The 26990-nt window shown below is 72.3% G+C and carries 29 protein-coding genes; 15 read left to right on the top strand and 14 right to left on the bottom strand.

The window, feature by feature from the left end; translation table 11 throughout:
• A complete protein-coding gene (locus tag ABZU74_RS15550; protein WP_355423499.1) occupies positions 1–762 on the bottom strand; it encodes a TetR/AcrR family transcriptional regulator in 762 nt (253 codons plus the stop codon).
• An 82-nt stretch (positions 763–844) separates the two neighbouring features.
• Between ABZU74_RS15550 and ABZU74_RS15545 the strand changes: the two genes are divergently transcribed.
• Positions 845–2431, top strand: a complete 1587-nt coding sequence (locus ABZU74_RS15545) for an MFS transporter (protein ID WP_355423496.1) — start codon at positions 845–847, stop codon at positions 2429–2431.
• On the opposite strand, the gene ABZU74_RS15540 is transcribed toward ABZU74_RS15545, so the two are convergent.
• From ABZU74_RS15540 to ABZU74_RS15525, 4 genes are all read right to left on the bottom strand, one after another.
• Entirely contained in the window at positions 2421–2924 is a 504-nt protein-coding gene (locus tag ABZU74_RS15540) for a hypothetical protein (protein ID WP_355423493.1), read from the bottom strand. The genes ABZU74_RS15545 and ABZU74_RS15540 overlap by 11 nt on opposite strands.
• Positions 2925–3012: 88 nt before the next feature.
• Positions 3013–4644 carry a RecQ family ATP-dependent DNA helicase gene (locus ABZU74_RS15535; protein WP_355423490.1) on the bottom strand — a complete coding sequence of 544 codons (1632 nt, stop codon included), beginning with the start codon at positions 4642–4644 and terminating at the stop codon, positions 3013–3015.
• Between the two features lie 106 nt (positions 4645–4750).
• Entirely contained in the window at positions 4751–5701 is a 951-nt protein-coding gene (locus ABZU74_RS15530; protein ID WP_355423487.1) for a TIGR03557 family F420-dependent LLM class oxidoreductase, read from the bottom strand.
• Between the two features lie 114 nt (positions 5702–5815).
• The gene (locus ABZU74_RS15525; RefSeq protein WP_255750123.1) at positions 5816–5941 is read right to left on the bottom strand and encodes a hypothetical protein; all 126 of its coding nucleotides are present in this window, start codon (positions 5939–5941) and stop codon (positions 5816–5818) included.
• Positions 5942–6158: 217 nt separating this feature from the next.
• Here ABZU74_RS15525 and ABZU74_RS15520 point away from each other — a divergent pair, with 217 nt between their 5' ends.
• Positions 6159–7649, top strand: a complete 1491-nt coding sequence (locus ABZU74_RS15520; RefSeq protein ID WP_355423484.1) for a glycoside hydrolase family 3 N-terminal domain-containing protein — start codon at positions 6159–6161, stop codon at positions 7647–7649.
• Positions 7650–7659: 10 nt separating this feature from the next.
• Here ABZU74_RS15520 and ABZU74_RS15515 read toward each other — a convergent pair whose 3' ends face one another.
• Both ABZU74_RS15515 and ABZU74_RS15510 read right to left on the bottom strand, forming a co-directional pair.
• On the bottom strand, positions 7660–7947 hold the full coding sequence (locus tag ABZU74_RS15515; protein WP_355423482.1) for a GNAT family N-acetyltransferase: 288 nt from the start codon (positions 7945–7947) through the stop codon (positions 7660–7662).
• Positions 7944–9170: a cysteine desulfurase-like protein gene (locus tag ABZU74_RS15510; RefSeq protein ID WP_355423479.1), complete on the bottom strand. Its 1227-nt coding sequence runs from the start codon at positions 9168–9170 to the stop codon at positions 7944–7946. The genes ABZU74_RS15515 and ABZU74_RS15510 overlap by 4 nt, the downstream gene beginning before the upstream one ends.
• A gap of 141 nt (positions 9171–9311) precedes the next feature.
• Between ABZU74_RS15510 and ABZU74_RS15505 the strand changes: the two genes are divergently transcribed.
• From ABZU74_RS15505 to ABZU74_RS15475, 7 genes are all read left to right on the top strand, one after another.
• Complete coding sequence (locus ABZU74_RS15505) at positions 9312–9677, top strand: hypothetical protein (protein ID WP_203123035.1); 366 nt, start codon at positions 9312–9314, stop codon at positions 9675–9677.
• Positions 9678–9736: 59 nt separating this feature from the next.
• The gene (locus ABZU74_RS15500) at positions 9737–10558 is read left to right on the top strand and encodes a DUF1206 domain-containing protein (protein ID WP_355423476.1); all 822 of its coding nucleotides are present in this window, start codon (positions 9737–9739) and stop codon (positions 10556–10558) included.
• Positions 10559–10641: 83 nt separating this feature from the next.
• The gene (locus ABZU74_RS15495) at positions 10642–11829 is read left to right on the top strand and encodes a mechanosensitive ion channel domain-containing protein (protein WP_355423815.1); all 1188 of its coding nucleotides are present in this window, start codon (positions 10642–10644) and stop codon (positions 11827–11829) included.
• Positions 11830–12162: 333 nt separating this feature from the next.
• Positions 12163–12597, top strand: coding sequence for a phage holin family protein (locus tag ABZU74_RS15490; protein WP_355423474.1), 435 nt, complete (start codon positions 12163–12165; stop codon positions 12595–12597).
• Positions 12594–12968 (top strand): DUF3618 domain-containing protein, encoded by a 375-nt coding sequence (locus ABZU74_RS15485; RefSeq protein WP_355423471.1) that lies wholly within the window; start codon positions 12594–12596, stop codon positions 12966–12968. The genes ABZU74_RS15490 and ABZU74_RS15485 overlap by 4 nt, the downstream gene beginning before the upstream one ends.
• Positions 12965–13237 carry a DUF4235 domain-containing protein gene (locus ABZU74_RS15480; protein WP_355423469.1) on the top strand — a complete coding sequence of 91 codons (273 nt, stop codon included), beginning with the start codon at positions 12965–12967 and terminating at the stop codon, positions 13235–13237. Before ABZU74_RS15485 ends, ABZU74_RS15480 begins: the two co-directional genes overlap by 4 nt.
• Before the next feature lie 288 nt (positions 13238–13525).
• A complete protein-coding gene (locus ABZU74_RS15475; RefSeq protein WP_030338233.1) occupies positions 13526–13729 on the top strand; it encodes a cold-shock protein in 204 nt (67 codons plus the stop codon).
• A 121-nt stretch (positions 13730–13850) separates the two neighbouring features.
• Here ABZU74_RS15475 and ABZU74_RS15470 read toward each other — a convergent pair whose 3' ends face one another.
• Together ABZU74_RS15470 and ABZU74_RS15465 are read right to left on the bottom strand one after the other, a co-directional pair.
• Complete coding sequence (locus ABZU74_RS15470) at positions 13851–14042, bottom strand: hypothetical protein (RefSeq protein ID WP_196922219.1); 192 nt, start codon at positions 14040–14042, stop codon at positions 13851–13853.
• Positions 14043–14130: 88 nt separating this feature from the next.
• Positions 14131–15114 carry an aldo/keto reductase gene (locus ABZU74_RS15465; protein ID WP_355423466.1) on the bottom strand — a complete coding sequence of 328 codons (984 nt, stop codon included), beginning with the start codon at positions 15112–15114 and terminating at the stop codon, positions 14131–14133.
• Between the two features lie 83 nt (positions 15115–15197).
• On the opposite strand from ABZU74_RS15465, the gene ABZU74_RS15460 reads away from it, so the two are divergent.
• Positions 15198–15992, top strand: coding sequence for a trans-aconitate 2-methyltransferase (locus tag ABZU74_RS15460; RefSeq protein WP_355423463.1), 795 nt, complete (start codon positions 15198–15200; stop codon positions 15990–15992).
• Positions 15989–17011: an adenosine deaminase gene (locus ABZU74_RS15455; RefSeq protein ID WP_355423460.1), complete on the top strand. Its 1023-nt coding sequence runs from the start codon at positions 15989–15991 to the stop codon at positions 17009–17011. Before ABZU74_RS15460 ends, ABZU74_RS15455 begins: the two co-directional genes overlap by 4 nt.
• A gap of 220 nt (positions 17012–17231) precedes the next feature.
• On the opposite strand, the gene ABZU74_RS15450 is transcribed toward ABZU74_RS15455, so the two are convergent.
• On the bottom strand, positions 17232–18635 hold the full coding sequence (locus tag ABZU74_RS15450) for a HAMP domain-containing sensor histidine kinase (protein WP_355423457.1): 1404 nt from the start codon (positions 18633–18635) through the stop codon (positions 17232–17234).
• Between the two features lie 29 nt (positions 18636–18664).
• Complete coding sequence (locus tag ABZU74_RS15445) at positions 18665–19354, bottom strand: response regulator transcription factor (protein WP_091401712.1); 690 nt, start codon at positions 19352–19354, stop codon at positions 18665–18667.
• Positions 19355–19427: 73 nt separating this feature from the next.
• Here ABZU74_RS15445 and ABZU74_RS15440 point away from each other — a divergent pair, with 73 nt between their 5' ends.
• Positions 19428–20348, top strand: coding sequence for an ADP-ribosylglycohydrolase family protein (locus ABZU74_RS15440; protein ID WP_355423454.1), 921 nt, complete (start codon positions 19428–19430; stop codon positions 20346–20348).
• Positions 20349–20505: 157 nt separating this feature from the next.
• On the opposite strand, the gene ABZU74_RS15435 is transcribed toward ABZU74_RS15440, so the two are convergent.
• Positions 20506–21420, bottom strand: a complete 915-nt coding sequence (locus ABZU74_RS15435) for a DUF1775 domain-containing protein (RefSeq protein ID WP_355423451.1) — start codon at positions 21418–21420, stop codon at positions 20506–20508.
• Between the two features lie 189 nt (positions 21421–21609).
• Between ABZU74_RS15435 and thrS the strand changes: the two genes are divergently transcribed.
• Positions 21610–23619: a threonine--tRNA ligase gene (thrS, locus tag ABZU74_RS15430; RefSeq protein ID WP_355423448.1), complete on the top strand. Its 2010-nt coding sequence runs from the start codon at positions 21610–21612 to the stop codon at positions 23617–23619.
• A gap of 261 nt (positions 23620–23880) precedes the next feature.
• Here thrS and ABZU74_RS15425 read toward each other — a convergent pair whose 3' ends face one another.
• Positions 23881–24609, bottom strand: a complete 729-nt coding sequence (locus ABZU74_RS15425; RefSeq protein ID WP_355423445.1) for a D-Ala-D-Ala carboxypeptidase family metallohydrolase — start codon at positions 24607–24609, stop codon at positions 23881–23883.
• Positions 24610–24785: 176 nt separating this feature from the next.
• Here ABZU74_RS15425 and ABZU74_RS15420 point away from each other — a divergent pair, with 176 nt between their 5' ends.
• Entirely contained in the window at positions 24786–25298 is a 513-nt protein-coding gene (locus ABZU74_RS15420; RefSeq protein WP_181518504.1) for an HIT domain-containing protein, read from the top strand.
• A 40-nt stretch (positions 25299–25338) separates the two neighbouring features.
• Here the strand turns inward: ABZU74_RS15420 and ABZU74_RS15415 are convergent, their stop codons facing one another.
• Positions 25339–25821, bottom strand: a complete 483-nt coding sequence (locus ABZU74_RS15415; RefSeq protein WP_355423443.1) for a hypothetical protein — start codon at positions 25819–25821, stop codon at positions 25339–25341.
• Positions 25822–25920: 99 nt separating this feature from the next.
• On the opposite strand from ABZU74_RS15415, the gene ABZU74_RS15410 reads away from it, so the two are divergent.
• Positions 25921–26979: an aldo/keto reductase gene (locus ABZU74_RS15410; protein ID WP_355423440.1), complete on the top strand. Its 1059-nt coding sequence runs from the start codon at positions 25921–25923 to the stop codon at positions 26977–26979.
• Positions 26980–26990 lie beyond the last annotated feature (11 nt).

Below are 26990 nucleotides of genomic sequence, written 5' to 3'. Positions count from 1 at the left end.
TCAGCCCGCTCGACGCTGGATCAGCGCCTCGACGCCGTCGAGGATCCGGTCCAGGCCGAAGACGAACTCGTCGTCGGGGTCGTCGTCCTGGTGGAGCACACCGGCGCTCAGCACCCGGTGCAGCGCGGGGAAGCGGGCCGGGTCGATGAGCCGGGCCACCACCCGGCCGTACGCCGGCATCATCTCGCCGGGCTCGACGCCGGCCGTCCGGCTGCCCTCGGCGATCTGCGAGGTGAGGGTGGCCTCGTTGCGGACGTACCCGGTGATCAGCAGGAGCACCGACATCTTCTCGCCCTCGCCGAGCGTGGTGCCGTCGAGGCAGCGCAGCCCGTCCTCCATCCAGCCGAGCTGCTGCGGGGTGATCGGTGGGCCGCTGATCGGCACGTGCAGCAGCCAGGACCGTTGCCGCAGCACAGTGTGCTCGGCCCAGGCCCACCGGGTGAGGCCGGCGCGCCAGTCGGCCTCCGGTGGGGGCGGGCCGGGGGACGGGCCGTACCCGGTGTCCACCATGAGCATCAGCAGTTCGTCCTTCGAGCCGACGTAGCGGTAGAGGGCCATGGTCGCGGCGCCCAACTCCTTGGCCACCCGGCTCATCGAGACGGCCGCAAGGCCGTCGGCGTCGGCCACCCGCACGGCGGCGTCCACGATGGTGGGCACGCTCATCCCCGGCCGTGGGCCCTTGGGTGGTCGGTCCCGCAGCCCCCACGCGCTCTCGATCGCCGGCGGGATTACCGGCCCGCTGTCGTCTGTCTTCGCCGCCACATTTCCTCCTTGCCTCGCCATCCTAGTTCTGCGTATGGTCTACGCATAACAGCGTACGCCATACGCAGAGGAGGAACTGATCATGACGACCAACACACCGACGCCGCGGGCGGGCCGACGGGAGTGGATCGGGCTCACGGTGCTGATGCTGCCGCTGCTCCTGGTCTCGATGGACGTGTCGGTGCTCTACTTCGCCGTCCCGTTCATCAGCGCGGAGCTGCGGCCCACCGCCACCGAGCAGCTCTGGATCTTCGACATCTACGGGTTCGTGCTGGCCGGGCTGCTGATCACCATGGGCGCCCTGGGTGACCGGATCGGCCGCCGCCGGCTCCTGCTGATCGGCGCCACCGCGTTCGGGGCGGCGTCGCTGCTGGCCGCGTACGCCGACAGCACCGCGACGCTCATCGCCGCGCGCGCCGTGCTCGGCGTCGGTGGGGCCACCCTGATGCCCTCGACGCTCGCCCTGGTGCGCAACATGTTCCACGACGCCAAGCAGCGCGGCACCGCCATCGGCATCTGGACCGCCACCCTCACCGGCGGCATCGCGATCGGCCCGGTGCTCAGCGGCATCCTGCTGGAGCACTTCTGGTGGGGCTCGATCTTCCTGATCAACATCCCGGCGATGCTGATGCTGCTCCTGCTCGTCCCGCTCCTGGTGCCCGAGTTCCGCAACCCGGCGACCGGTCGGTTCGACCTGACCAGCGCGGCCCTGTCGCTTGGCGCGCTGCTGCCGGTGATCTACGGCGTCAAGGAGATGGCCCGCGACGGCCTCAGCCTGGTGCGGGTGCTCGCCATCGTCGGCGGCCTGCTGGTGGGCGCGCTCTTCCTGCACCGACAGCGGACCCGGGCGTACCCGATGGTCGACCTCGGACTGTTCCGCCGCCGCGGCTTCGGCGGGTCGCTCGCTGTCAACCTGCTGGCGATGTTCGCCATCGTCGGCTTCGCCATCTTCACCACCCAGCACCTCCAACTGGTGCTCGGCCTGAGCCCGCTACGGGCGGCACTCTGGAGCCTCGTGCCGTCCCTCGCCGTGGGCGGAGTCGCACCGGCCGCCGCCGCCCTCGCCCAGCGCGTCGAACGGGCGTACCTGATCGGTGCGGGGTTCGCGATCGCGGTGGTCGGCTTCGCGGTGTTGACCCAGGTCACGCCGGAGACGCCGCTGTGGCTGCTGCTCGTCGGCGCCAGTGTCTACGCCGGTGGCCTGGTGATGGTGATGTCCCTCGTCACCGAACTGGTCCTCGGCGCGGCACCGCCCGAGCAGGCCGGGGTCGCGTCGGCGCTGACCGAGTCCAGCAGTGAGCTGGGCGGTGCGCTGGGAATGGCGATCCTGGGCAGCGTGGGCGCGGCGGTCTACCGCCGCGAGGTCGTCGACGGCCTGCCGGCCGGGCTGCCCGCCGACACCGGTGCCGCGGCCCAGGAGACCCTGGGCGGTGCGCTCGCTGTCGCCCAGGGGCTGCCGGCGGACCTGGCCGACGCGGTGCGGCACGCCGCCGCTGTCGCGTTCACCGACGGGCTGCACCTGGCCGCGTACGCCGCCATGGCGGTGATGCTGGTGGGCGCGGTCACCGCGCTGGTCGCGCTGCGCGGCGTGAAACCGGCCGACTCCACGGCGCTGGCCGTCGAGCCGACCGGTCCGGCCGATACCTCGTTGTCGTCGGTCAGTCGGTGAGCACGTGCGCGAGCCGGTCGCGGAAACGCCGCTCGGAGTCGCTGACCGACTCGCCGCCGATGCCCAGCAGCCCACCGCTGGACGCGGCGCCCACGACCTGCTCGGCGATCTTCACGAGCCAGTGCTTGTACGCCCCGGCCGCACCCTCGTCGACCCGGCCGGCCAGCAGCTCGGCGGCCTGACCGGCCCGCAGCAGCACGTCGTCGATGTACGCCGCGGGGTCGGCGGGCGAGATGACCGGCAACTCCTCGCCGGTCTCCGGGTCGCCGACCCGGGTGACGATCTCGCCGGCCACGGCGGCGACCAGCGGGCTGGCCGACTCCCGGCCGGCGGCGATGGTCTCCAGACCGGCCGCGTTCTCCGCCATGGTCCGGCGGGTGCCGTCGGACTCGGCGGCGCTCGCCGCGGTCAGCACCGACTGCGGCAGGCCGACCAGCAGCCCCCACTCCCCGTCGGAGAAACCGAAACCGGTGTACGCCGGTTGCTCGATCACGGCAATGCCCCTTCCGCCCTGCTCTGCTTGGTCAATCGGTGCTTCGCTTGGTCGATCCACCGGGCCCGACACCGGCGCCCGGGTCAGGCTAGTCCAGGGTCAGCAGGCCCTGTTCGGACACCACGCGCACCGACAACGTCTTGTACCCGACCTCATCGAAGAGAACCGTCATCTTGTCCTCCTCGTACGAGAGCACCAGGCCGGGCCCCCACTCCGGGTGACGCACCTGGCTGTGCACCGGAAACGGCCCGACCGCACCCTGGTCGGCCACGCTGGTGCCGTTGTGGCAGTTGTCGCAGTGGCCGCAGACCTGCGTCATCTGCTCGCCGAAGTAGGCCAGCAGGGTCTGCCCCCGGCAGGCCCGGGTCTCGGCGAAGGCCCGCATCATGTCGGTGCGGGACCGGGTCACTGTCTGCTGGCGCTCCGCCTCGGCCAGCGCCGCCGCGGCGGCGTCGGCCGGGGTGGGGGAGTAACGGGGGGCGCCAATCCGCTGCCGGGCGCGCGGCTCGGCCGCCCCGACCTGCTCCAGCAGGGAAAGGTACTGGCCCAGCTTGCGCGGCCCGAGGCCGGTGGTCTCGCGCAGCTCGGTCTTGGTGGCCGGCTTGCGGCGCAGCAGCGCCGCGAGGTCGCGCAGCTCGTCGACGTCGGGCAGGCCACCGCTGAAGAACCGTTGCAGGCCCACATCCTCGGCCTGCCAGAGCAGCAGCACCCGGGCCGGTTGCCCGTCGCGTCCGGCCCGGCCGATCTCCTGGAAGTAGCTGTCCGGAGAGTCGGGCAGTGCCATGTGCGCCACCCAGGCGATGTTCGGCTTGTCGATGCCCATGCCGAACGCCGAGGTCGCCACCATGATCGGGACCTGGTCGGCGAGGAACGCCTCGTGCAGTTCGGCGCGCGCGCCGGCCGCCATCCCACCGTGGTAGAACTGCGCCGGGAAGCCGGCGTCGGTCAACCGGGTGGCCAACTCCTCGGCGGCGCGACGGGTCGGCACGTAGATGATCCCGGGCCGCTCGTCGTCGCCTAGCAGCGCGATCAGCCGTCGCCACCGGTAGTCCTCGGTGGGGCAGTGCGCGACCTCGACGAACAGGTTCGGCCGGTCCAGACCGGAGACCACCACCTCCGGCTCGCGCAGCCGCAGCCGGGCGATGATGTCGTCGCGCACCGGAGGGGAGGCGGTGGCGGTCAACGCGACCACGGGTGGTCGGCCGATGCCGTCGATGAGGTGCCCGAGCGCCAGGTAGTCGGGGCGGAAGTCGTGCCCCCACGCGGAGATGCAGTGTGCCTCGTCGATCGCCACCAGCGCTGGCTTCAGCCCGGCGACCTCGGCCATCCGCTCGGGGTTGCTGAGCTGTTCCGGGGTGATGAAGAGGAACTCCGCCCGGCCCTCGCGGATCTCGGTGATCGCCTCGGCCTGCTGGGTGGGCGACTCGTTCGAGCTGATCCGCACCGCCCGCAGCTCCGGGCGTTGCCGCTCGTTGAGGGAGGCGATCTGGTCCTGCTGGAGAGCCAGCAGGGGGGAGATCACCACTGTGGGACCGGGGATCAGGCTGGCCGGAATCTGGTAGATCGCCGACTTGCCGGCCCCGGTGGGCAACACCACCAGGGCGTCGCGTCGCTTCATCACCGCGCGCATGGCGGCCAGTTGGTTGGGCCGCAGCGCCTTCCAGCCGAAAAGGCTGCGGGCCGCGCGGCGCAACGTCATCGAGTGCGTGGACAGTTTCATCGAGGGCCGGAGGTACCCGAGCCCATGACCGCCGAAACGCGTTCGGACGATCACAGGCAGGGCACCGTCCATGCCCTCGATGACCGGCTCGTCGATCGGGCGCGGCTCAGCGCAGGCGGGGCAGGACCTCGCGCTGGTAGAGGTCGAACAGCCCCTGGTAGTGCGGGCCGGTGTTGGCCACGTAGACCTCGTCGAAGCCGGCCTTGGCGTACTTGTCGATCATCTCCAGGTGCGCGTCGGCGCTGTTGCCGCAGACGAACGCCTCCTTCAGCATCTCCGGCTTGACCAGTTCGGCGGCCTGCTCGAAGTGGCGCGGCGAGGGCAGCACCTGGGACAGCTCACCCGGCACCCCCGCGTTGGGCCAGCGCTCGTACGCGATGCGCATCCCCTCGTCCTCGCTGTCGGCGTACGCCGCCTTGAAGCCGGCCTGGCACGGCTTGTCGCCGCCGCCGTTCTCGCGGAAGCGCCGGACCATCTCGCCGTCGGGCATGGTGCTGACGTAGCCGTCGCCGATCCGGGCGGCCAGGTCGATGGCCTTCGGCCCGAAGCCGGAGACGTAGATCGGCGGGGGAGCGTCGGGCAGGGTGTAGATCCTCGCGTGCTCCACCGTGTAGTGCTTGCCGTGGTGGTTGACGAAGTCCCCGCCCCACAGCGCGCGCAGCACCTCGACGGCCTCCTCCAGCATCTCCAACCGGACGTCGGCCTGCGGCCAGGCGTCGCCGAAGATGTGCTCGTTGAGCGCCTCGCCGGTGCCGACGCCGAGCACGAACCGGCCACCGTGCAGCACCGCGCTGGTCGCCGCGGCCTGCGCGATCACGGCCGGGTGGATCCGCAGCGTCGGGCAGGTCACCGCAGTGGTCACCGGCAGCGAACAGACCTGGCTGAGCGCGCCGATCATCGACCAGACGAACGGGCTCTGGCCCTGTGCGTCCACCCAGGGGTGGTAGTGGTCGGAGATCCACAGCGCCTCGAAGCCGGCCCGTTCGGCACCGCGCGCCTGCTCCAGCAACTCGGCCGGCGTGAACTCCTCACTGGACAGAAAGTATCCGATCTTCATGGCTTCCCCTTCGGCACGCGGATCTGCTGATGGGGAGAGCCCTACCCCGGCGGCGTCGGGTCACACCGGCTCGCCGTCGTCCGGGTCGGCGTCGGCCTCTCGTCGTCGTCGGGGTCAGCGTCGACCGAACATCGCCCGGATCGCGGCGAGCAGCAGCAGGGCGCCGACCACCAGGCCGAGCAGGCGTACGCCGGGGATGTCGGCCGGGCTCGTCGCGTCGGCCAGCAGGACGGGATCCATCCCCGCACTCTCCCCGGGGAGCGGGCCGCCAGGCAACTGTAAGGTTTATTGACTATTGAATGGCCCAGTGTGACCATGGCAGGACCGCCTGCCGGTGGCGGTGCGCCGAGGGCGCGCGAGAGATGGGGTACGGGGGCCGCATGAGCGAGCGCAACCAGCGGATCGACGGGGGCGCGCCGTCGCCGGTGATCGACATTGATCATTGCGAGGGGGTGGCGTGACCACCACCACCGGGCACCTTCCGGCGCTCGCCGCCGCCGTCCTGCAACCAGGCTTCGTCGGCACCACCCCGCCACCGTGGGTGTGCCGCTGGCTCGGTGAGGGTCTCGGCTCGGTGGTGCTCTTCGCCCGCAACGTCATCGACACCGAGCAGGTGGCAGCGCTCACCGCGACGCTACGCGCGGAACGGCCGGACGTCATCGTGGCGATCGACGAGGAAGCCGGCGACGTCACCCGGCTGGAGTCGGTGCACGGCAGCTCCCGGCCCGGCAACTTCGCCCTCGGTGCCGTCGACGACCCGGAGCTGACCGAGGCCGTCGCCCGGGACCTCGGCGTCGAGCTGGCCGCGGCGGGGATCACCCTCAACTACGCCCCGGACGCCGACGTCAACTCCAATCCGGCGAATCCGGTGATCGGCGTCCGCTCGTTCGGCGCGGACCCGGCGCTCGTCGCCAGGCACACCGCCGCCTGGGTCCGCGGGCTCCAGGCCGGTGGCGTCGCGGCCTGCGCCAAGCACTTCCCCGGGCACGGCGACACCCGCGTCGACTCGCACCACGACCTGCCCCGGATCACCGCCGACCGGGACCGGCTCGACGCCTGCGAACTGGCCCCGTTCCGTGCCGCCGTGGCCGCCGGGGTGCAGGCGGTGATGACCGGCCACCTGCTGGTGCCCGCGCTCGACCCGCAGCTGCCGGCGACGCTGAGCCAGCGCATCCTGGGCGGGCTGCTCCGCGACGAGCTGGGCTTCTCCGGCGTGGTGGTCACCGACGCGATGGAGATGCGCGCGGTCGCCGACCGGTACGGCTTCGCCGGGGCGACGGTCCGTGCCCTCGCCGCCGGCGCCGACGCGATCTGCATCGGTGGCGAACGGGCCGGCGAGCAGGACGCCCGCGAGCTGCGCGACGCCATCGTGGCCGCCGTCGTCTCCGGTGAGCTGCCCGAGGAACGCCTCGCCGAGGCCGCCAAGCGCGTCGGTCAACTCGCCGCCTGGGCGGTGGCCGCCCGCGGCGCCGGCTCGGCCGGAGCGCGCGGCGCCGCCGACGTCGGGCTTGTCGCCGCCCGCCGGGCCGTCCGGGTCACCGCCGCTGCGGGCACGACCGTGGCTCTGCCACTGACCCGCGCGGCGCACGTCGTCGAGTTCGAGCCGCTGCGCAACATCGCGATCGGCGCCGAAACCCCGTGGGGCATCGGCGGGCCACTGGCCGAACTGCTGCCCGACACCAGCACGGTCCGCTACGCCGAACCCGACGTGCCGGCCGACCCGGGCGCCGGGGCGGGCAGCCGCCCCCTGGTACTGGTGGTCCGTGACCTGCACCGGCACGACTGGATGCGCGCCGCCGTGCAGCGCGCGTTGGCCGCCCGGCCGGACGCGGTGGTGGTCGAGTTGGGCGTGCCCGAGCTGGTCACCGGGGCGGTGCACCTGGCCACCCACGGCGCCACCCGGGCCAGCGGACGGGCCGCCGCCGAGGTGCTCACCGGCGCCCGCTGACCCGCCCGCGCTAGGGGAGGTCGGCGACCAGGTCGGCGTACTCGGGGTGCTTGTCGATGAACGCGGCCATGAAGGGGCACTGCGGCACCACAGTCGTGCCGCGTGCCCGGAGCTGGTCCAGGGTGCCGCGGATCAGCGTGCCGCCCACCCCTTTGCCCTGAAAGCTCTTGTCCACCTCGGTGTGGGTGAAGACCAGGACCTCCCCGCGCGGCAGGTACGCGGTGAAGCCGGCCAACGCGTCGTCGACCAGGATCTCGAAGCGGTGCTTCGCCGGGTTGTCCTCGACCAGGGTGCTCATCCGGCCATTGTCCCCGCCGGTTCGGCCAGCGCGTCGAGTTCGCCGAGCAACCGGTCCACCTCGTCGGCCGTGTTGTAGTGGTAGATGCTGGCCCGCACCGCGCCGCCGCTGTCGCGCAGACCCATCAGCTGGAAGTACTCGTAGGCGTAGTAGTCGCCGACCGACAGGCAGAACCCGGCGGCGCCCAACGCCTCCTGGGTGGCCGCCGGCGACAACCCGGCGACGCGGAACGAGACAGTCGGGCAGCGCCGCGCCGGCGAGCCGTAGACGGTGATCGCCGGCCGCTGCGCCAGCCCGGCCAGCAGCCGGTCCAGCAGGGCCTCCTCGTGCGCCTGGGCGGCGGCCAGGCCGGCCCGCACCCGCGCCCGGCGGTCCCCGACCGCGTCCGGGTCCAGCCCGGCCAGGTGATCCACCGCGGCGGCCACACCGGCCAGCAGCGGGAAGCTCGGCGTGCCGTACTCGAACCGGTCCGGCACCGCGTCGGAGGACGGCACCAGCTTCGCCGGGCGCAGCGCCGCCCACCGGGCCGGGTCCGCGACCATCGCCGCCAGGTGCGGCCCGGACCACTTGTACGCGCTGGTGACCAGCACGTCGGCACCGAGTGAGGCCAGGTCGGTCGGCCCGTGCGGAACCGAGTGCACCCCGTCGACGTAGACCAACGCGCCGACCGAGTGCGCGGTCTTGGCGATCGCCGACACGTCCGGCATGGTGCCGATGGCGTTGCTGCCGGCGGTCACCGCGACCAACCGGGTCCGCTCACCGACCAGGTCGGCGTACTGGGCCGCGGGCAGCTCACCTGTGTGCCGGTCGACCTCGGCCCAGCGCACCGTCGCGCCGGCCGCCTCGGCGGCCTGCACCCACGGCCGGACGTTCGCGTCGTGGTCGAGCCGGGAGACCACCACCTCGTCACCCGGGCGCCAGGCCGCGCCGAGCGTGCGGGCCAGGGTGTACGTCAGCGCTGTCGCGCTCGGGCCGAGCACCACCCCGGCCGGGTCGGCGCCGAGCAGGTCGGCCACCGCCGAACGGGCCTCGGCCACCAGCTCCAACGATCGGCGACCCGCAACGTTGGCGGCGCTGCGATTGCCGACGGCCGAGCGCATGGCGTCGGCGACCGCGTCGATCACACCGGCCGCGGTCTGGGTGCCGCCGGCACCATCGAGATGGACGAAGCCCTCGGTCAGGGCGGGGTAGGCGGCCCGGGTGCGGGCGATTTCGAACGGCATGTCCCGGACCCTAGCCGGTGCTCTCGGTGCTCTCGGTGCTCTCGGTGCTCTCGGTGCTCTCGGTGCTCTCGGTGCCCTGGTCGGCCGCCGGGTGATCACCGTTCGGCGGTGACGTCGCGGATGTCTCGTACTCTTGGCGAGGTGACGAACCGACCCGCCACCATGCCCATTCCTTCCGTCCGCCGCGCCGCCGGTCTCTTCGCCGGTCTGGCGCTCGGCCTCGCCGTGCTCGCCGGGTGCAGCTCCCAGGGCGCCTCCACCGACTGCGGCCTGGACGCCTGCACTGTCACCTTCGAGCGGGGTGTCGACGCGAGCGCCACCATCCTGGGCGTCGAGGCCAAGCTGGTCGGCGCCGAGGGTGACCAGGTGACCGTCGAGGTCGCCGGTGAGCAGCTCACCCTCACCACCGGCCAGCAGGCCGCCGAGGCCGGGGGCTTCGCGGTCACCCTGGACAGCGTGACCGACCAGCAGGTCAAGATTCGCGTATCGCGCAACCCGGGCAGCTGAGCTGGGCGGGCGGCGGTGGCCGACGTTTGGGAATCTTCCGATTCGGAGATTGTGACGCCATGTCACTCACCCGTAGCGCCGAAGCCACCGCCTCCCGTACGGCGGACAGCCGGTGGCTGGAACTCCTCGCCCGGGCCGGCTTCATCGGCTACGGCATCGTTCACCTTCTCTTCGCCTGGTTGGCGTTGCAGATCGCGTTCGGCACGTCGTCCGACGACGGCGACCAGTCTGGCGCGCTGCGTACCCTCTCCGCACAGCCCCTCGGTAAGTTCCTGGTCATCGCCGTCGCGGTCGGCCTGCTCGCGATGGCGATCTGGCAGGCGCTGGAGGCGGCGGTCGGGCACCGCGCCGAGCGCGACAAGGAGCGGGTCATCGAACGGCTCGCCTCGGCCGGTCGGACCATCGTCTACCTCTACTTCGCCTGGACCGCCTTCAAGGTCTTCAAAAACGCCGGGTCGAACAGCGCCGACCAGCAGGAGGCGTTGACCGGCAAGCTGATGACCTCCAGCGGTGGCCGCTGGCTGGTCGGCCTGGCCGGGCTGGTGCTCGCCGCGATCGGTGTCGGCCTGGTGATCTACGGCATCGTCAAGCGCTTCGAGAAGCACCTGAAGACCGGCGAGATGAGCCCGAAGACCCGCAAGCTGGCCCGCCGGCTCGGCATCGCCGGGTACGTCGCCAAGGGCATCGCGTACGGCATCGCCGGTCTGCTGATCATCGTGGCCGCTGTGAACTACGACCCGGAGAAGGCCCGGGGTCTGGACGCCGCGCTGCACACGTTGCGCGAGCAGTCGTACGGCACGACCCTGCTGACCCTGGTCGCCCTGGGCATCGCCGCCTTCGGCGTCTACTGCTTCCTCCAGTCCCGGTACCGCAAGGTCTGAACTGGTCGATTCCCGGGCCGTCGGGCACTCTTGGGCTTTTGCCCGAAGTGCCCGACGCCTGGTCGAAGGGGAGCACCGAAGCCGTGCAGAACTATCTCGAAACGGCCGTCGCCGCGCTCGTCGCGGCGGCGGTCGCCCTGTTTCTGGTCGAGGTCGTCCACCGGTTGACCCGGCGGTTCGGCCGCCGGTCACTGTTGCTGACCGAGCTGACCGACCACGCGCACCGCCCGTTCCAGGTCGCCGGAACGGTCCTGGCCGTGCAGTTCGCCGTCCGGTTCAGCACCGGGTACGCGGTCGGCGAGCACTGGCGGCAGCTGCTGCTGCACCTGCTCGTCCTCGGCGTGATCGCCACCACCGCCTGGCTGGTCGCCTGCCTGCTGGTCGTCGTGGAGGACACCGCCCTGGCCCGGTTCCGGGTCGACGTACCGGACAACCGGCACGCCCGGCGGGTACGGACCCAGGTGGTGATGCTGCGCCGACTGACCATCGCGGTGATCGTGATCCTGACCGTCGGCGTGATGCTGATGACGTTCCCCAGCGTGCGGGGGATCGGCGCCGGTGTGCTGACCTCGGCCGGTGTGGTCGGTGTGGTGGCCGCGCTCGCCGCGCAGAGCCTGCTCGGCAACGTCTTCGCCGGGCTCCAACTCGCCTTCAGCGACGCCGTCCGGCTCGACGACGTGGTCGTCGTCGAGGGGGAGTGGGGTCGAGTCGAGGAGCTGACCCTCAGCTACGTCGTGGTGCAGATCTGGGACGACCGCCGGTTGATCCTGCCGACCTCGTACTTCACCAGCAAGCCGTTCCAGAACTGGACCCGGACGGAGGCGGCGGTGCTCGGCACCGCGGAGTTCGACGTCGACTGGGCGGTGCCGGTGCAGACCATGCGCGAGGAGCTGCGCCGCCTCGTCGAGGGCACCGAGCTGTGGGACGGGCGGGTCTGCGTCCTCCAGGTCACCGACGCCACCGGCGGGATGGTGCGGTTGCGGGCGCTGGTCAGCGCCGCCGACGCGGGCAGCCTGTGGGACCTGCGCTGCCTCGTCCGGGAGCACCTGGTCGCCTGGATCCGGGACAACCGGCCGACCGCGATGCCCCGGCTGCGCACCGAGCTGGGCGACTCCACCAGCAACCTGTCCTGGCAGTGGGTGCAGCCGCGACGGCCGGCCCGCCAGCTGTCGGACACCGAGGCGCCCGACGACGCCCGGGTCTTCGGCGGCAGCGACGACGGCGACGCCCGCAGCGAAGCCTTCGTGGGCCCCGAAGAAACCCGCCCTTAACCCTGCCCGCCCCGCCGCCCCGACCCGCCCGCCCGCGCCCCGGCGATCATGGACCTGCCGGGCGGATGCGTCGGGTTCGTCCCCGCCCGGCCTGATGATCACCGCTGTGGGGCCGGGGGGAGCGTGATCGGGGGAGAGGGTCCGTTGCGGGAGGTTTGGTCGGGCTTGGGTGGGGGATGTGCTGCCGGACGTCTCTGGCGTGATCGCGGCGGCTGGCCGCGTATCAGCGGCGCGGCGTCCGGACAACGGGGACGGTGAGCCGCTCGGTGCGCTTTAGGATTGACGAGCGGCGACTCCGGGCATACAGCGCGGTGATGAGGAAAGGAGGACAGCATGGCTGACGTGGCGAAAGCCCGCACATCCCAGAACGGGAGCGAGCCCTCCACCGCCGAGCTGGTGCAACGGGCCACCGAGCAGATCTCCCGCCTCGTGCGGGACGAACTGACGCTGGCCCGAGCGGAGTTGACCCAGAAGGGTAAGCACGCGGGCATCGGGATCGGCCTGTTCGGCGGCGGTGGCGCGCTCGCGTTCTTCGGCCTGGGCGCGCTGGTCGCCACGGCGATCCTGCTGCTCGACCTGGTGTTGCCCGCCTGGGCCGCGGCGCTGATCGTGGCGGTGGCCTGCTTCCTGGTGGCCGGCATCCTCGCCCTGGTGGGCAAGAAGCAGGTCAGCCGTGCCGTCCCGCCGATGCCGGCGGCCACGGTCCGCAGCCTCCGCGCAGACATGGACACTGTCACCGCCGCGGTGAAGGACAGGGGGCGGCGATGACCGGCAACGGGACCGGCGACACGGAGGCCCTCCGCGAGGAGATCCGTCGCACCCGGGTCGAGTTGGGCGAGACGATGGAGGCGTTGGCCGCCAAGGCCGACGTCAAGGCGCGTCTCAAGGAGTCCGCCGAGCAGGCCAAAGGGCGGATGCGTGAGCAGGCCGCGCAGACCGTCGCCCGGGTCCGCGGAAAGGCCGCGCGTGGCGCCGGGATAGCGCGGGCGCAGGCGTACGAGAAGGGCGAGTTGGTACGCGCACAGGCGTACGACAAGGGCGAGTTGGTGCGCCGCAACCCGGTGCCGTGGGCGGCCATCGCGGCCGGTGCGGTGGCCACAGTGGTGGTGCTGATGATCGTGCGGGGGAGGCGTAGGTGAGTAAGAGCATCGGCAGGGTCGCGTACCGGCCGGTCGGCGTGTTGTTGGGTATCGCCGCAGGCACGGTGGCCGGGGTGATCTTCCGGCAGGTCTGGAAGGTCACCGCGGGCGACGGTGAGGCGCCCAACGCGACCGACGAGGATCGCGGCTGGGGCGAGATCCTGGCCGCCGCGGCGTTGCAGGGCGCGATCTTCGCGGTCGTCCGGGCCGCCGTGGACCGGGGCGGCGCGGTCGGCGTACGCCGGATGACCGGCAGCTGGCCGGACTGACCATGCAGCGACTTCAGCCCCCTTCCCGCATCGATGGGAAGGGGGCTTTCGCATGGCATCGCACGCCGCCCGGCACACCTGAGGCATCCGTCAGGTCACATGTCGGAGAAATTCGTCGGAGAGGTCGTGACAGACTTTTTGCGTACGTGATTTGCTGGTCCCCGCTGTTGCGAGATGGCGTGGGTTGAGAGAAGTCTCCTTCGTGGGGCTGCCTCAGGCGCCGCTGCTCAAAAACGGCCAATCGGCCGGACGGCGTGCACGGCCGCCAGTTTTTAGAGGGAGATACACATGGCTCAGGGAACCGTGAAGTGGTTCAACGCTGACAAGGGCTTCGGCTTCATCACCGTCGATGGTGGGGGTGCTGACGTGTTCGTCCACTTCTCGGCCATCCAGACCAGCGGCTACCGCTCGCTGGAGGAGAACCAGCGGGTGGAGTTCGAGATCGCTCAGGGTCAGAAGGGCCCGCAGGCTGAGCAGGTCCGTCCCATCTGATTAGGACGGCCGGCCCCCGCCGGCCAGTGGGACGATCCGGCTCAAGGGTCGCGCGAAAGCCCCGCATCCCGGTTGGGATGCGGGGCTTCCGCCTGTTCAGGCTTCCCGGACCAGCGACCGGTCAGCGTCGACGCGAGCGCAGGCCGAGCCAGATCACCACCAGCCCGGCCGCCGCCACGAGCGGGCCGATCACCGCCCAGATCTTCTCGTCGGTCATCACGCTGCCGCTGACGTAGCCGAGGCCCTGGACCGTCCACACCGCACCGATCACCACGGCCAGCAGGCCGAGGGTGAGCGGAAGCCAGCCCCTCATCGCGTCCCCTCTCCACCGCCCGGGGCGGCGCGCCGCAGTCCAGCATCGCCGGCCCGGCGGCACGACGCGAGCATCCCGGGCGCGCGGGTCACCACCGGTCGTGCACCTGCGGGCGGATCAGCTCGTCGTAGGTCGCGCGTACGGCAGCCAACTGCGCCTCGGTGAGCGGGGACAGTGTCGCCGCGGCGGCGTTGCGTCGGGCCTGGTCAGCGTCGCGGGCACCGGGGATGACCACTGTGACGCCGGCCTGGTCCAACACCCAGCGCAGCGCGAACTGCGCCATCGTGCGGTCCGCGTCGACGAGCGGGGCCAGCCGGCGTACGGCGGCCAGACCTCTGTCGAAGTCGACTCCGGAGAACGTCTCGCCGACGTCGAAGGCTGCGCCGTGCCGGTTGTAGTTGCGGTGGTCGTCGGCGGGGAACTCGGTGTGCTCGTCGTAGCGGCCGGAGAGCAGGCCGCTGGCGAGCGGCACGCGGGCGATGATGCCGACACCGGCCGCCGCCGCGGCCGGCAGCACCCGCTCCAGGGGCTTGTGGCGCACCGCGTTGAGGATGATCTGGACGCTGGCCACCCCCGGTCGGGCGATCGCGGTGAGGGCCTGGTCGCAGGTCTCGACGCTGACCCCGTACCCGGCGATGGCCTTCTCGGCGACGAGGGTGTCCAGGCCGTCGAAGACCTCGTCGGAGGAGAAGACCTCGGTGGGCGGGCAGTGCAGCTGGACCAGGTCCAGGGTGTCCATGCCCAGGTTGGCCCGGGAGCGGTCGGTCCACCGCCGGAAGTTGGCCAGGGTGTACGCCTCCGGCCGCTGCTCGACGCGGCGGCCCATCTTGGTGGCGACGGTCAGCCCGGCGTCGGGTCGGGTGCGCAGGAAGCGGCCGATCAGCTGCTCGCTGCGGCCGTCGCCGTACACGTCGGCGGTGTCGAGGAAGGTGACCCCGGCGTCCACGGCGGCGGCGAGCACCGCCATGGCGTCGTCCTCGCTGACGGTGCCCCAGTCGGCGCCGAGTTGCCACGCGCCCAGGCCGACCGCGCCAACGGTCCGGCCGAGCCGGTTGAAGCTGCGCTGTTCCATGCCCCGAGCCTAGTGATCGGGTTGCCACCCTGCCACGCGAGCCGTACCTTCAGCAGTACGGACGTACGGTTTTGGAGGCGACCATGTGGGATCCCACGACCTACCTGCGCTTCGGCGACGAGCGGTCCCGGCCGTTTCACGACCTCCTCGCCCGGGTCCCGGCCGAGCGACCCCGGACGGTGGTCGACCTCGGCTGCGGCCCCGGCCAGCTCACCGCCGTCCTCGCCGAGCGCTGGCCGACGAGCCGGGTGCTCGGCCTCGACTCGTCACCCGAGATGATCGAGCGGGCCGAGGCCCTCGGCGCGCCTGTCGACTTCGCGGTCACCGACCTGCGCGACTGGCGTCCGACCGGCGTCGAGGACGTGGTGGTCAGCAACGCGGCGCTGCAGTGGGTCCCCGGCCACCAGGAACTGCTGCGCCGCTGGGCCGCCGCGCTGCCCGCCAACGCCTGGCTCGCCATGCAGGTGCCCGGCAACTTCGCCGCCGACTCGCACCGCGCCCTGCGGGAGGTCGCCAACCGGCCGACCTGGCGGGCCGACGTCGCCCCGCTGCTGCGCGCGGACCCGGTCGACGACCCGGCCGACTACGCGGCGCTGCTGACCGCCGCCGGCTGCGCGGTGGACGCCTGGGAGACTACCTACGTGCACCTGCTGCCGGCTCGACCCACCGCCGAGCACCCGGTGCTGGCCTGGATGGAGGGCACCGCGCTGCGCCCGGTCCGGGCCGCACTGGACGCCGCCGGGTGGTCCGCCTTCCGGGCCGAGCTGGGAGTACGGCTCAGCGCGGCGTACCCGGTGCGGCAGGGTCAGGTGTACTTCCCGTTCCGCCGCGTCTTCGTCGTCGCCCGCACCGGCGACCATGCCCAGGAGAACAAGTGACCGACCTGCCCACCTTCATCGCCGGCCTGCCCAAGGTGGAGCTGCACGTGCACCACGTCGGCTCCGCCTCGCCCCGGATCGTCGCCGAGCTGGCCGCCCGCCACGAGGGGCGCACCCCGGTGCCGGCCGACCCGGGCGCGCTCGCCGCCTATTTCGAGTTCCGCGACTTCGCGCACTTCATCGAGGTCTACCTGAGCGTCGTGGACCTCATCCGCGACCCGGAGGACGTCTGGATCCTCACCCACGAGGTGGCCCGGGAGTTGGCCCGCCAACAGGTCCGGTACGCGGAGCTGACCATCACCCCGTACTCGCACGTCCGACGGGGCATTCCCGCGCCGGCGTTCTGCGAGGCCATCGAGGACGCCCGCAAGCGCGCCCTGGCCGACTTCGGCATCGAGCTGCGCTGGTGCTTCGACATCCCCGGCGAGGCCGGCCTGCCGGCAGCCGAGGAGACACTGCGCATCGCCCTGGACGAGCGCCCGGACGGGCTGGTCAGTTTCGGCCTGGGCGGCCCGGAGATCGGCGTACCCCGACCGCAGTTCCGGCAGTACTTCGACCAGGCGCGCGCCGCCGGCCTGCGCTCGGTGCCGCACGCCGGGGAGACCACCGGGCCGCAGACCGTCTGGGACGCGCTGAACGAGCTGGGCGCCGAGCGGATCGGGCACGGCATCTCCGCCGCGCAGGACCCGCAGCTGCTCGCGTACCTGGCCGAGCGGCAGATCGGGATGGAGATCTGCCCGACGTCCAACGTCCGCACAAGAGCGGTGGCCACCCTCGACGAGCACCCGCTGCCGCAACTGGTCGAGGCCGGGCTGCTGGTCACCATCAACTCCGACGACCCGCCGATGTTCGGCACCACACTCAACGACGAGTACGCGGTGGCGGCCCGTCTGCTCGGGGTCGGCGCCGAGGGGCTGGCCGGGCTGGCCCGCAACGCGGTGACCGCGTCCTTCCTCGACCCCGCCGGCCAGCAGCGGATCCTCGACCAGATCGACGCGTACCTCGCCACCGCCGGCTGAGCCGGTTGAGCAGGGCGCGCGGCGGGAGCGTGGGTGTGGGGGGACCTGTGACTCCCGCCGCGCGCGCGGCTCCACCGGCCTTGGGTGCGGGGTGCGCTCGGCCGGTGGAACTGGTGGGTTCGTGCTCTGATCCTGTCAGCCCGCGACCTGTCCAACGCGGTCGTTAACCGCGATCTAAGGAAGACTTGCGCCGGCGCACAACCCCCCGGGTTCGGCCGGGTCAGTCGTCGGTGGGGCGCTGGCGGGGCCAGCGGCGGCCGCTGGCCTTCGTGTCGCGGGCGTCGCGGGCCATCCGACCGACCAGACCGAAGCGGCTGACCTGCCGGGGTGTCGCCTCCGGGTCGGCGAGCAGCATCACCACGCTGGCCCCGCCCAGCCGGGCGCGGTCGATGCTCACCGAGCCGTTGGCCTGCAACGCCACCCGCTTGGCGATGTCCAGGCCGAGCCCGGTCGAGCCCTGGTCACTGGTCCCCCGGCGCAACGCCCGGTCCGGGTTGGCGATGCCGGGGCCGGCGTCGTCGATCCGGATCGCCACGTAACCGTCGCGCCGGGACACGGCCACCTCGAACGCGGTGCCCTGCGGGGTGTAGCGGAAGACGTTGCCGATCACCGCGTCCAGCGCGGCGGCGAGTTCGGCCCGCGGCACCGGCGCCGGGATGCGCAACTGCGCGCCGTTGACCCGGTGCGGCCGGTTCTGGTCGCCGGCGAGGGCCGCCCAGAACACCATCCGGTCCCGGACCACCTCGCTGACGTCGCACATGGCCGGCCCGGCCTCGTGCGCCACCGCCTTACGGGTGGTCTTGATCAGCACGTCGATCTCACCCTCCAGGGTGACGATCGCCTGCCGGATCCGCCGGATCCCCCGCAGCCGGTCCAACTCCGCCGGGCTGAACGAACCCACGCTCGTGTCGTCCGACTCCAACGCCTCCGCGTCCAGGCGCAGCACCGTCAACGGGGTACGCAGACGATGCGACAGGTCGGCCACCAACTCCCGCTCGTCGGTGCGGGCGGCGTCCAGCCGGTCCGCCATCCGGTTGAAGGCGTACCCGGCCTCGGCGAGCTCGCGCGGACCGGTCGGCTCGACGCGTACGCCGAGGTCGCCGTCGCCGATGGAGAGCGCGGCCTTGACCAGACCCCGGGTCGAGTCCACAGCGCGGGCAGCGACCCGGTCGACCACCAGCACCGCCGCGCCGGCCATCGCCGCACCGACCGCGAACAGCAGCAGCCAGGTGCCGCCGGCGCCCTCGCCCAGCGTCGAGTCCGGCAGGAACACCTCGACCACTGCCGTCCGGTCACCGAGGACGACCGGGTCGAGCCGGGCCACACCCCCGTCGACGTCGACGACCAACGACTGGCGCTCGGAGCGGGCCCGCTCCAGGTCGCTGCCGCTGGCCCGACCAGCGGACTCGTCCAACCCCAACCCGTGCACCACGGGTCGGGTGGGGGCGCCCTCGGCGCTGGCCACCACGGCACGCTCGACGACGGCCGGGTCGGTGCTCACCGCCAGCGCGCCGGTCACCAGCGCGCTGCGCCGCGCCGCGTCGGCGATCGCCTCGTCCCGGCTCTGCTCCCGCAGGCTGAGCCCGAGCGGGATCAGGAACGCGAGCGCGACGAGACTGCACATGCCGGCCGTCAGCAGGGCCAGCGCCGTCCTCAGTCCGGTGCCACCAGCCGGAATCCGACCCCCCGCACGGTGCGCAGGTAGCGCGGCTTCGCCGCGGACTCGCCCATCTTTCTGCGGAGCCAGTACAGGTGAACGTCGATGGTCTGATCCTCGCCGACCGATGGCTGCCGCCATACCTCCTCCAAGAGTTCCCGGCGGGACACTACCCGCCCAGGTCGTGCGGCGAGATACGCCAACAGGTCGAATTCCTTGCGGGTCAGCGCCAGCGGCTCCCCGTCGAGCTGCGCGCTGCGCTCACCCACGTCCACCCGCAGCCCGCCGACGCTGTGCACAGCGGGCTGCACGGACCGACTGGCCCGGCCGGCCCGGCGCAGCACTGTGGTGATCCGGGCGTCCAGGTGCGCCCCGGTGAACGGCTTGACCATGTAGTCGTCGGCGCCGGCGCGCAGCAACTTGACCACCGACTGCTCGTCGTCGCGGGCGGTGGCGATGATGATCGGCACGTCGGTGATGCCGCGCAGCATCCGCAGCGCGTCCGAGCCGTCCAGGTCGGGCAGGCCGAGGTCGAGCACCACCAGGTCGGGTGTCTCCGCGGCGACCCGACGCAGGGCGTCCAACGCCGTACCCACGGCGTGCACGGCATGCCCCCGGTCGGTGAGGGACCGCAGCATCGCGCCGCGTACGACGTGATCGTCTTCGACCAGGAGCACGGAGGCCACGACAAGACCGTACTTGGCCTGGCAAGTTGATCGCGTTGCGGCGTGCCTGGCGACCGGGCAAGCTGGTACGACGATGTCGTTCACCCTGTTCGCCGATGCCCGCCTGGCCCTCGCCCGGGACAGCCTCGCCGGTCTCTCCACCGGCGACGCGCTCGGCGCGCAGTACTTCCTGCCGGCCCCGGCGCCCGTGGACCTCGCCGCCGACGCGCTGCCCCCGGCGCCGTGGGAATGGACCGACGACACCGAGATGGCCTGCTCGGTCGTCGCCCAGCTGGCCGACTCCGGTGGCATCGACAGGGACCGGCTGGCCCTCTCCTTCGCCGAGCGGTGTACGGCGGGCCGAGGCTACGGCGCGGGCGCGATGCTGATCCTGGAGCTGATCCGTACCGGCACCCCGTGGCCGCTGGCCGCCGCCTCCGCCTTCGACGGGCAGGGCTCCTGCGGCAACGGCGCGGCGATGCGGGTCGGCCCGCTGGGCGCGTACTTCGCCGACTCGACAGCACGCGCCGCGGCGCAGGCCCATGCCTCCGCCGAGGTGACGCACGCGCACCCGGAGGGGATCGCCGGGGCGGTCGCTGTCGCCGTCGCCGCCGCGCTGGCCGCCCGGGCCCGCCTCGACGGGCACCGGCCGGCCCCGGAGCGGCTGCTCGCCGGGATCGCCGCCGCGCTCGACCCGGGCACCGAGGTGCATCGGGGCGTACACCGGGCCGCCGGGTTGCTGGGCCGACCGCTGCCCCGGGTGGTGGCGGCGCTCGGCAACGGCTCCCGGGTGACCGCCCAGGACACCGTCGGGTTCACCCTCTGGGTGGCCGCCACCCACCTCGACGACTATCCGGCGGCCATCGAGACGTGCGTACGGGCCGGTGGGGACGTGGACACCACTGCCGCCATCGCGGGAGCGGTGGTGGCGGCGCACACCGGCGTCGGCACCCCGGGCGGGGTGCCCGAGGAGTGGCTGGCCGCCCGCGAGCCGCTACCTACCTGGGTGCCCTGATCACCTGTGTCGCCCTTCCCACGATCCACTCGGCTTCCTGCAGATCGGGGCGTCCGCGCGGCCTGGTTGCCACGGTTTCCAGGAACCCGAGTGGATCACCGCTAAATCGGGCTGTCGGGGCGGTCGGGATGCCACGGTTTCCGGGAACCCGAGTGGATCACCGCGATGCCGCGGAAACAGTGGGCTGCGGGTCGGCGGGATCTGCGGTCCTGTCCGCCCGCCCGGTTATCTCGGCCAGGGTCGCGGCCTCGTCGCGCGTCGCGGCCTGGTCCGGGCCGCCGGTCACCTCGGCGAGCGCGGTGACCTCGTCCGGGTCGCGTCGGCGCCACCGGCTGACCAGCCAGCCGATCGCCGCGCCGCCGCCCAGCCCGGCCAGCAGGCCGGCGGCCAGCATCCCGTCGGCGTTGCCGGACTCCTCGTCGGCGCCACCCGCCCGGGCTGGCGGCGCGGCGCCCACCCCGCCGTTCGCAGCAGCCGGTGCGCCAGCCGCCGGGCCGCCGTGCCCGCCGCCGTGCGCGGCCGGACCCGCCGCGCCGGGCGCCGCCGGCAGCAGGGTGAGCGCCGGGGCCCGGTGCGGACCGGCGGCGTCCGCCCACCGGACCACAGTGCCGTCGGCGTACGTCTGGACGACCTCGAAGGTGAGCCGCTCCGCCTGCGGCATGGGCCCCATGGAGAGCGCCAACCGGGCCGGCCCGGGTTCACCCGCACCGACCCGGACCCAGGTCACCGCGGTGGTCACCGTGCTCACCCCCGTGGAGTGGATGCCGGCCACCGGCTTGTCCAGGGTGCGGGAGCTGATCCGGGGCGCCCAGCCGTTCACCGACATGGGGTAGACCTCGGCGATCGGCGCGTCGGTCGGCAGCCGTACCTCGATCTGGTTGGTCTTCGTGCCGGGCCGCTCCTCCGGAACGCTGAACTCCAGCCGTACGGCGTCGCCCTGCCGGGCCTCGGTCGGGGTGGTCGTCACGTCCGCCGCGTACGCCGTGCCAGGCCAGAGCAGCAGCCCGGCGGCGGTCACCGCGGTCGCCGCCACGATCCGCCGCCGACGGCCACCGCCGTACGTGCTCGCCATCTCGTGCCCCCATCCGTGTCGACGCGGCCGGCACCGGTTTCCGGCCACACCTTCTAGTTCGGCTGCGAGGCGCGAAAGGTTCAACGTCGGCGGTAAGGAAGGTGCCGTTCCCGGTCGGGGGCGGGGCGACCGATAGCATCGGCAGGAGCCGAGGATCGGCAGCGTTTCGTACCACTTGGAGGAGTCACCGTGTCCGCACCCCGTACCCCCGCCGTGGCCGACCCCGTCGTCGTCGCCGCCGGGACGACGGCGGCCGACGCGGTGGCCGCGGCCGGACTGCCCGCGAACGGCCCCAAGGCGATCGTCGTGGTCCGTGACCCGCAGGGTCAGCTGCGCGACCTGGACTGGGCGCCGGCGGAGGAGACCGTCGTCGAGCCGGTCAGCCTGGACTCACCCGACGGGCTCAACGTGCTGCGCCACTCCACCGCGCACGTCCTCGCCCAGGCCGTGCAGGACATCTTCCCCGAGGCCAAGCTGGGCATCGGCCCGCCCATCGAGAACGGCTTCTACTACGACTTCGACGTCGACAAGCCGTTCCAGCCCGACGATCTCAGCAAGCTCGAGAAGCGCATGCAGGAGATCATCAAGTCCGGGCAGCGGTTCCGTCGTCGCCGCTTCGGCAGCCTGGACGAGGCGCGCTCCGAGCTGGCCGACGAGCCGTTCAAGCTGGAGTTGATCGAGGTCAAGGGCGAGGGTCTGGACACCGACGAGGTGATGGAGGTGGGCGGCGGCGAGCTGACCATCTACGACAACCTCGACGCCAAGGAGGACAAGGTCTGCTGGTCGGACCTGTGCCGGGGCCCGCACCTGCCGACCACCCGACTGATCGGCGCGTTCAAGCTGATGCGCTCCGCCGCCGCCTACTGGCGGGGGTCGGAGAAGAACCCCCAACTACAGCGGGTGTACGGCACCGCGTGGCCGACCCGGGACGAGCTCAAGGCGTACCTGAAGCTGTTGGAGGAGGCCGCCCGACGCGACCACCGCAAGCTCGGCGCGGACCTGGACCTGTTCAGCTTCCCCGACGAGATCGGCTCGGGTCTCGCGGTCTTCCACCCCAAGGGCGGCATCATTCGCCGCGAGATGGAGCACTACTCGCGGCGGCGGCACGAGGAGGCGGGGTACGAGTTCGTCAACTCACCGCACATCTCCAAGGCGCAGCTGTTCCACACCTCCGGGCACCTGCCGTACTACGCGGACACGATGTTCCCGCCCATGCAGTTGGAGGGCGCGGACTACTACCTCAAGGCCATGAACTGCCCGATGCACAACCTGATCTTCAGGTCGCGGGGGCGGTCGTACCGTGAGCTGCCGCTGCGGATGTTCGAGTTCGGCACGGTCTACCGGTACGAGAAGTCCGGCGTCGTGCACGGCCTGACCCGGGTCCGTGGCCTGACCCAGGACGACTCGCACATCTACTGCACCCGCGAGCAGATGGCCGGCGAGCTGTCCACGCTGCTCAGCTTCGTGCTGGACCTGCTGCGCGACTACGGGCTGGACGACTTCTACCTGGAGTTGTCGACCCGCGACGACTCGCCCAAGTTCATTGGCGCGGACGAGGACTGGGCGGAGGCCACCGAGGCGCTGCGGACCGCCGCCGAGACCTCGGGTCTGGAGCTGGTGCCCGACCCGGGCGGCGCGGCGTTCTACGGGCCGAAGATCTCCGTGCAGGCGCGCGACGCGATCGGCCGGACCTGGCAGATGTCCACCATCCAGGTCGACTTCAACCAGCCGGAGCGGTTCGGGTTGGAGTACCAGGCCGCCGACGGCAGCCGCCAGCGGCCCGTGATGATCCACCGGGCGCTGTTCGGGTCGATCGAACGGTTCTTCGGGGTGCTCACCGAGCACTACGCGGGGGCGTTCCCGGCCTGGCTGGCGCCGGTGCAGGTGGTGGGCATCCCGATCCGCGAGGACCACACCGACTACCTGCACGGCTTCGTCGCGGCGCTGCGCGCCGAGGGCATCCGGGCCCAGGTGGACGCGGGTGACGACCGGATGCAGAAGAAGATCCGCACCGCGCAGCAGCAGAAGATCCCGTTCATGGTGATCGCCGGCGACGACGACGTGGCCGCCGGCACTGTCTCCTTCCGCTACCGCGACGGCTCCCAGCGCAACGGCGTGCCGATCGCCGAGGCGGTGACCCACGTCCTGGACGTGGTCAGCTCACGGACCAACATCGGCCCCTCCGCCGCCGCCGAGTAGCGGGACCACCGCGCGGCCCGCGCCCCGCATGATCGCGGCCCGTGTGGCCGCCGACGTGGCCCGTGTGGCCGCCGACGTGGCCCGTGTGGCCGCCGACGTGGCCCGCGCGCCGCATGATCGCGCTCGATCCAGGAAGTAGTGGCCTCCCCGATGCTCGAGGCCACTACTTCCATGTTCGAGCGCGATCATCGCCCCGGAGGCGCCGCGATCATCGCCCCGGGGGCGGCGTGAGGGGGCGGCGCCTGGAGGGGGCGCCGGGTGTCAGATGCCGCAGTTCGGCGCTGACCAGCCCCCGACCGCCGCCACGTGGGTGTGGTCGTTGTGGTCCGGGTAGCCGGGGCCGAGGATCTGGCCGAAGCCGTGGTAGCGGGCCTGCTGCGCCAGCCGGCAGAACGACGGGGATCCGACCAGGTCCACCCCGTCGCCGTACAGGTGTCGGCTGTTCGACGCGCCGCCGACTGCGCTGTTGCAGGCGTAGCTGCGGAAGCTGCTGCTGATCGCGATGGACACGTCGCCGAGGGCGTGCCGCATGGCCTGGAGTTTCCACATCGAGACGAGGGCGTTGAACCGGGCGGTGGCCGCCGAGACCGCGCCGCCGGACCAGTCGCTGTTGCACTTGTTCAGCTCGGGGTAGCTGAAGTTGGCCGGGGTGCAGTCGTCGTCCTGGAGGGCGTAGAGCCGGTTGAACGTCTGTGGGCCGGCGATGCCGTCCGCGGGCAGGCCGTACGCCTGTTGGAAGCGGATCACCGCCGATCGGGTGGCCGGGCCGTACGCGCCGTCGAGGGTCAGCACCGCGCCGTAGCCGGGGTAGCCGGCGACCCGGATCTGGAGTTGTCGGACGTCCTCGCCGGACGCTCCCTGGGCGAGGGTGCGACCCCAGGTGTAGCAGCCGTCCGCCTGGGCCGCGCCGGCGGTGAGGGTGACGCCGGCCACTGTGGTGGCGGCGGTCAGCGCAAGTGCCGCGAGGAACCTGCCGAGCCGTCGGAACATGTAGCCCTCCATCAATGAATGGAAGTACGTGGATGCATGGAAGTTTCAGGCCTTGGCATTGATCCGTCAAGAACTTGCAGTGCCGGTTTTCCTGACGGTGGGTGTCGCGGCGTGTCCACGGGGCTCCGTAGGATCGGCTCGTGACAGGGGCGGAACGGCACACGGACAGCGACGGCATGGCGGACGGCCTGGAGCGGCTCTGGACGCCGCACCGGATGACCTACATCTCCGGCGAGGACCGCCCGGCCGAGGGCTACGAGAAGCCCACCGGCTGCCCGTTCTGCCGAGGGCCCCAGCTGCCCCCGGAGGAGAGCCTGGTGGTGGCCCGGGGCGAGCACGTCTTCGTGGTGCTCAACCTCTACCCGTACAACCCGGGGCACCTGCTGGTCTGCCCCTACCGGCACGTCGCCGACTACACCGACCTGGACGTGCCGGAGACCACCGAGCTGGCGTCGTACACCCAGACCGCCATGCGGGTGATCCGCAAGGTCAGCAACGCCCACGGCTTCAACCTGGGCATGAACCAGGGCGGGGTGGCCGGTGCCGGCATCGCCGCGCACCTGCACCAGCACGTGGTGCCGCGCTGGGGCGGCGACGCGAACTTCATGCCGGTGATCGGCCGTACCAAGGTCCTGCCGCAGCTGCTCGGCGACACCCGCGACCTGCTCGCCCGCGCCTGGCCGTCCTGACCGCCGCCGGCCGCGCCGCGCGGCGTCCGCGCCGGTCCGGTCAAATGGCGCGCAGCAGCGGGGTCAGTTCCGACCAGCCCTGCACCCGGTGTACGCGGGCCAGCAGCGCGGCGTGTGCGGCGACCTCGGCCCGGCGGGGCCGGAACAGGAAGCGGTGCGGCACCGAGTCGAGGTAGCCGAGCACCTCCAGCTTGTCGTCCACGAAATGGGTCAGGCCGAGGCGTCGAGCGATCGGGGCCTTGTCCGGTCGGGTGCGGCAGAAGTGCACCCGCTCGATCGGGATGCCGGTGTGGGCCGGAAAGTCGTGGTGGGCCAACCACTCCCGGGTCCGCCGCTCGGTGGCCTCCCCGCACTTGGACACCAGGTGCACCTCGTCGAACGCCGGGCCGATCGCCGCGAGCGCGTCGAACGCCCCGACGACGGCCGGTGTACGCAGGTAGTGCGCGCCGAAGAACGACGTGTCCGCGTCGTCGTCGGCCGGCTCGATGATCACTCCGCCGATGTCCACACCGAGCCGTCGCATGGCCTTGATCATGCCGCACGGTGATCGTCTCCCTGCACCCGCGTGTCCGGCCGTCGGATCTGCTACGCCCCGGCCCGGTGGAGGTGGCACGATCGGCCGATGGCAGTCACGACACGGACGTTGGGCCGCAGCGGCATCGAGGTCAGCGCCCTCGGCATGGGGTGCTGGGCGATCGGCGGACCCTGGGCGGAGGGCACCCAGCCGTTGGGCTGGGGCGCGGTCGACGACGACGAGTCGGTGCGTGCGGTACGCCGGGCACTCGACGAGGGCATCACCCTCTTCGACACCGCCGACACGTACGGGGCTGGGCACGGTGAGCGGGTGCTCGGTCGGGCGCTCGCCGGTCGCCGCGACGACGCCGTGATCGCCACCAAGTGGGGTTACACCTTCGACGAGGCCGCTCGGCAGGCCACCGGCGAGGACGCGTCACCCGGCTACCTGCGCCATGCCGTGACCGCCTCGCTGCGCCGGTTGAACACCGACCGGATCGACCTCTATCAGCTGCACCTGGCCGACCTGCCGGTGCCCAGGGCGCAGGCGCTGATCGGGACCTGCGAGGACCTGGTGGCGGAGGGGCTGATCCGCGCGTACGGGTGGAGCACCGACCGCCCCGACCGGGCCGCCGCCTTCGGGCACGCCGCCGCCGGTGCCACCGCCGTGCAGCACGCGCTGTCGGTGCTGCGCGACGCCCCCGACCTGCTCGCCGTGTGCGACAAGTACGACCTGGCCAGCGTCAACCGGGGCCCACTCGGAATGGGGCTGCTCACCGGCAAGTACTCGGCCGGGTCGACACTGCCCCGCGACGACGTACGCGGGCTGGCCCCGGGCTGGTTGGAGTGGTTCCGGGGCGGCCGACCGGCGCCGGAGTGGCTGCGCCGGGTCGGCGCGGTCCGTGCCGCGCTCACCGCCGACGGTCGCACCCTCGCCCAGGGCGCGTTGGGCTGGATCTGGGCGCGCAGCGGTCGCACCATCCCGATCCCGGGCTGCCGTACGGTCGCCCAGGTCGAGGAGAACGCCGCCGCGCTGCACTGGGGCCCGCTGCCGGCGGACCAGTTCGTCGAGGTGGAGCGTCAGCTCGCCGCCGTCCGCACCGCCGCTCTCCGCGACGCCGACCGCCCACACTGGCCCCGCCCCACCCACCCCACAGTCCACCCGTAACCACTGGGCGG

This window comes from Micromonospora sp. NPDC005171 (genome assembly GCF_040608575.1).
In the GTDB taxonomy this organism is placed as follows: Bacteria; Actinomycetota; Actinomycetes; order Mycobacteriales; family Micromonosporaceae; genus Micromonospora.
This window is presented reverse-complemented; position numbering and strand designations above follow the sequence as displayed.

Bases quoted from the DNA above. Each gene is read 5' to 3' on its own strand.
- ABZU74_RS15485 (WP_355423471.1), top strand. From the start codon at position 12,594: ATGACCGGCAACGGGACCGGCGACACGGAGGCCCTCCGCGAGGAGATC.
- ABZU74_RS15525 (WP_255750123.1), bottom strand. From the start codon at position 5,941: ATGGATCCCGTCCTGCTGGCCGACGCGACGAGCCCGGCCGACATCCCC.
- ABZU74_RS15500 (WP_355423476.1), top strand. From the start codon at position 9,737: ATGTCACTCACCCGTAGCGCCGAAGCCACCGCCTCCCGTACGGCGGAC.
- ABZU74_RS15515 (WP_355423482.1), bottom strand. From the start codon at position 7,947: ATGAGCACCCTGGTCGAGGACAACCCGGCGAAGCACCGCTTCGAGATC.
- ABZU74_RS15420 (WP_181518504.1), top strand. From the start codon at position 24,786: ATGGCGGACGGCCTGGAGCGGCTCTGGACGCCGCACCGGATGACCTAC.
- ABZU74_RS15470 (WP_196922219.1), bottom strand. From the start codon at position 14,042: ATGAGGGGCTGGCTTCCGCTCACCCTCGGCCTGCTGGCCGTGGTGATC.
- ABZU74_RS15435 (WP_355423451.1), bottom strand. From the start codon at position 21,420: ATGGCGAGCACGTACGGCGGTGGCCGTCGGCGGCGGATCGTGGCGGCG.
- ABZU74_RS15410 (WP_355423440.1), top strand. From the start codon at position 25,921: ATGGCAGTCACGACACGGACGTTGGGCCGCAGCGGCATCGAGGTCAGC.
- ABZU74_RS15545 (WP_355423496.1), top strand. From the start codon at position 845: ATGACGACCAACACACCGACGCCGCGGGCGGGCCGACGGGAGTGGATC.
- ABZU74_RS15510 (WP_355423479.1), bottom strand. From the start codon at position 9,170: ATGCCGTTCGAAATCGCCCGCACCCGGGCCGCCTACCCCGCCCTGACC.
- ABZU74_RS15460 (WP_355423463.1), top strand. From the start codon at position 15,198: ATGTGGGATCCCACGACCTACCTGCGCTTCGGCGACGAGCGGTCCCGG.
- ABZU74_RS15530 (WP_355423487.1), bottom strand. From the start codon at position 5,701: ATGAAGATCGGATACTTTCTGTCCAGTGAGGAGTTCACGCCGGCCGAG.
- ABZU74_RS15450 (WP_355423457.1), bottom strand. From the start codon at position 18,635: ATGTGCAGTCTCGTCGCGCTCGCGTTCCTGATCCCGCTCGGGCTCAGC.
- ABZU74_RS15425 (WP_355423445.1), bottom strand. From the start codon at position 24,609: ATGTTCCGACGGCTCGGCAGGTTCCTCGCGGCACTTGCGCTGACCGCC.
- ABZU74_RS15465 (WP_355423466.1), bottom strand. From the start codon at position 15,114: ATGGAACAGCGCAGCTTCAACCGGCTCGGCCGGACCGTTGGCGCGGTC.
- ABZU74_RS15535 (WP_355423490.1), bottom strand. From the start codon at position 4,644: ATGAAACTGTCCACGCACTCGATGACGTTGCGCCGCGCGGCCCGCAGC.
- ABZU74_RS15415 (WP_355423443.1), bottom strand. From the start codon at position 25,821: ATGCGACGGCTCGGTGTGGACATCGGCGGAGTGATCATCGAGCCGGCC.
- ABZU74_RS15440 (WP_355423454.1), top strand. From the start codon at position 19,428: ATGTCGTTCACCCTGTTCGCCGATGCCCGCCTGGCCCTCGCCCGGGAC.
- ABZU74_RS15475 (WP_030338233.1), top strand. From the start codon at position 13,526: ATGGCTCAGGGAACCGTGAAGTGGTTCAACGCTGACAAGGGCTTCGGC.
- ABZU74_RS15490 (WP_355423474.1), top strand. From the start codon at position 12,163: ATGGCTGACGTGGCGAAAGCCCGCACATCCCAGAACGGGAGCGAGCCC.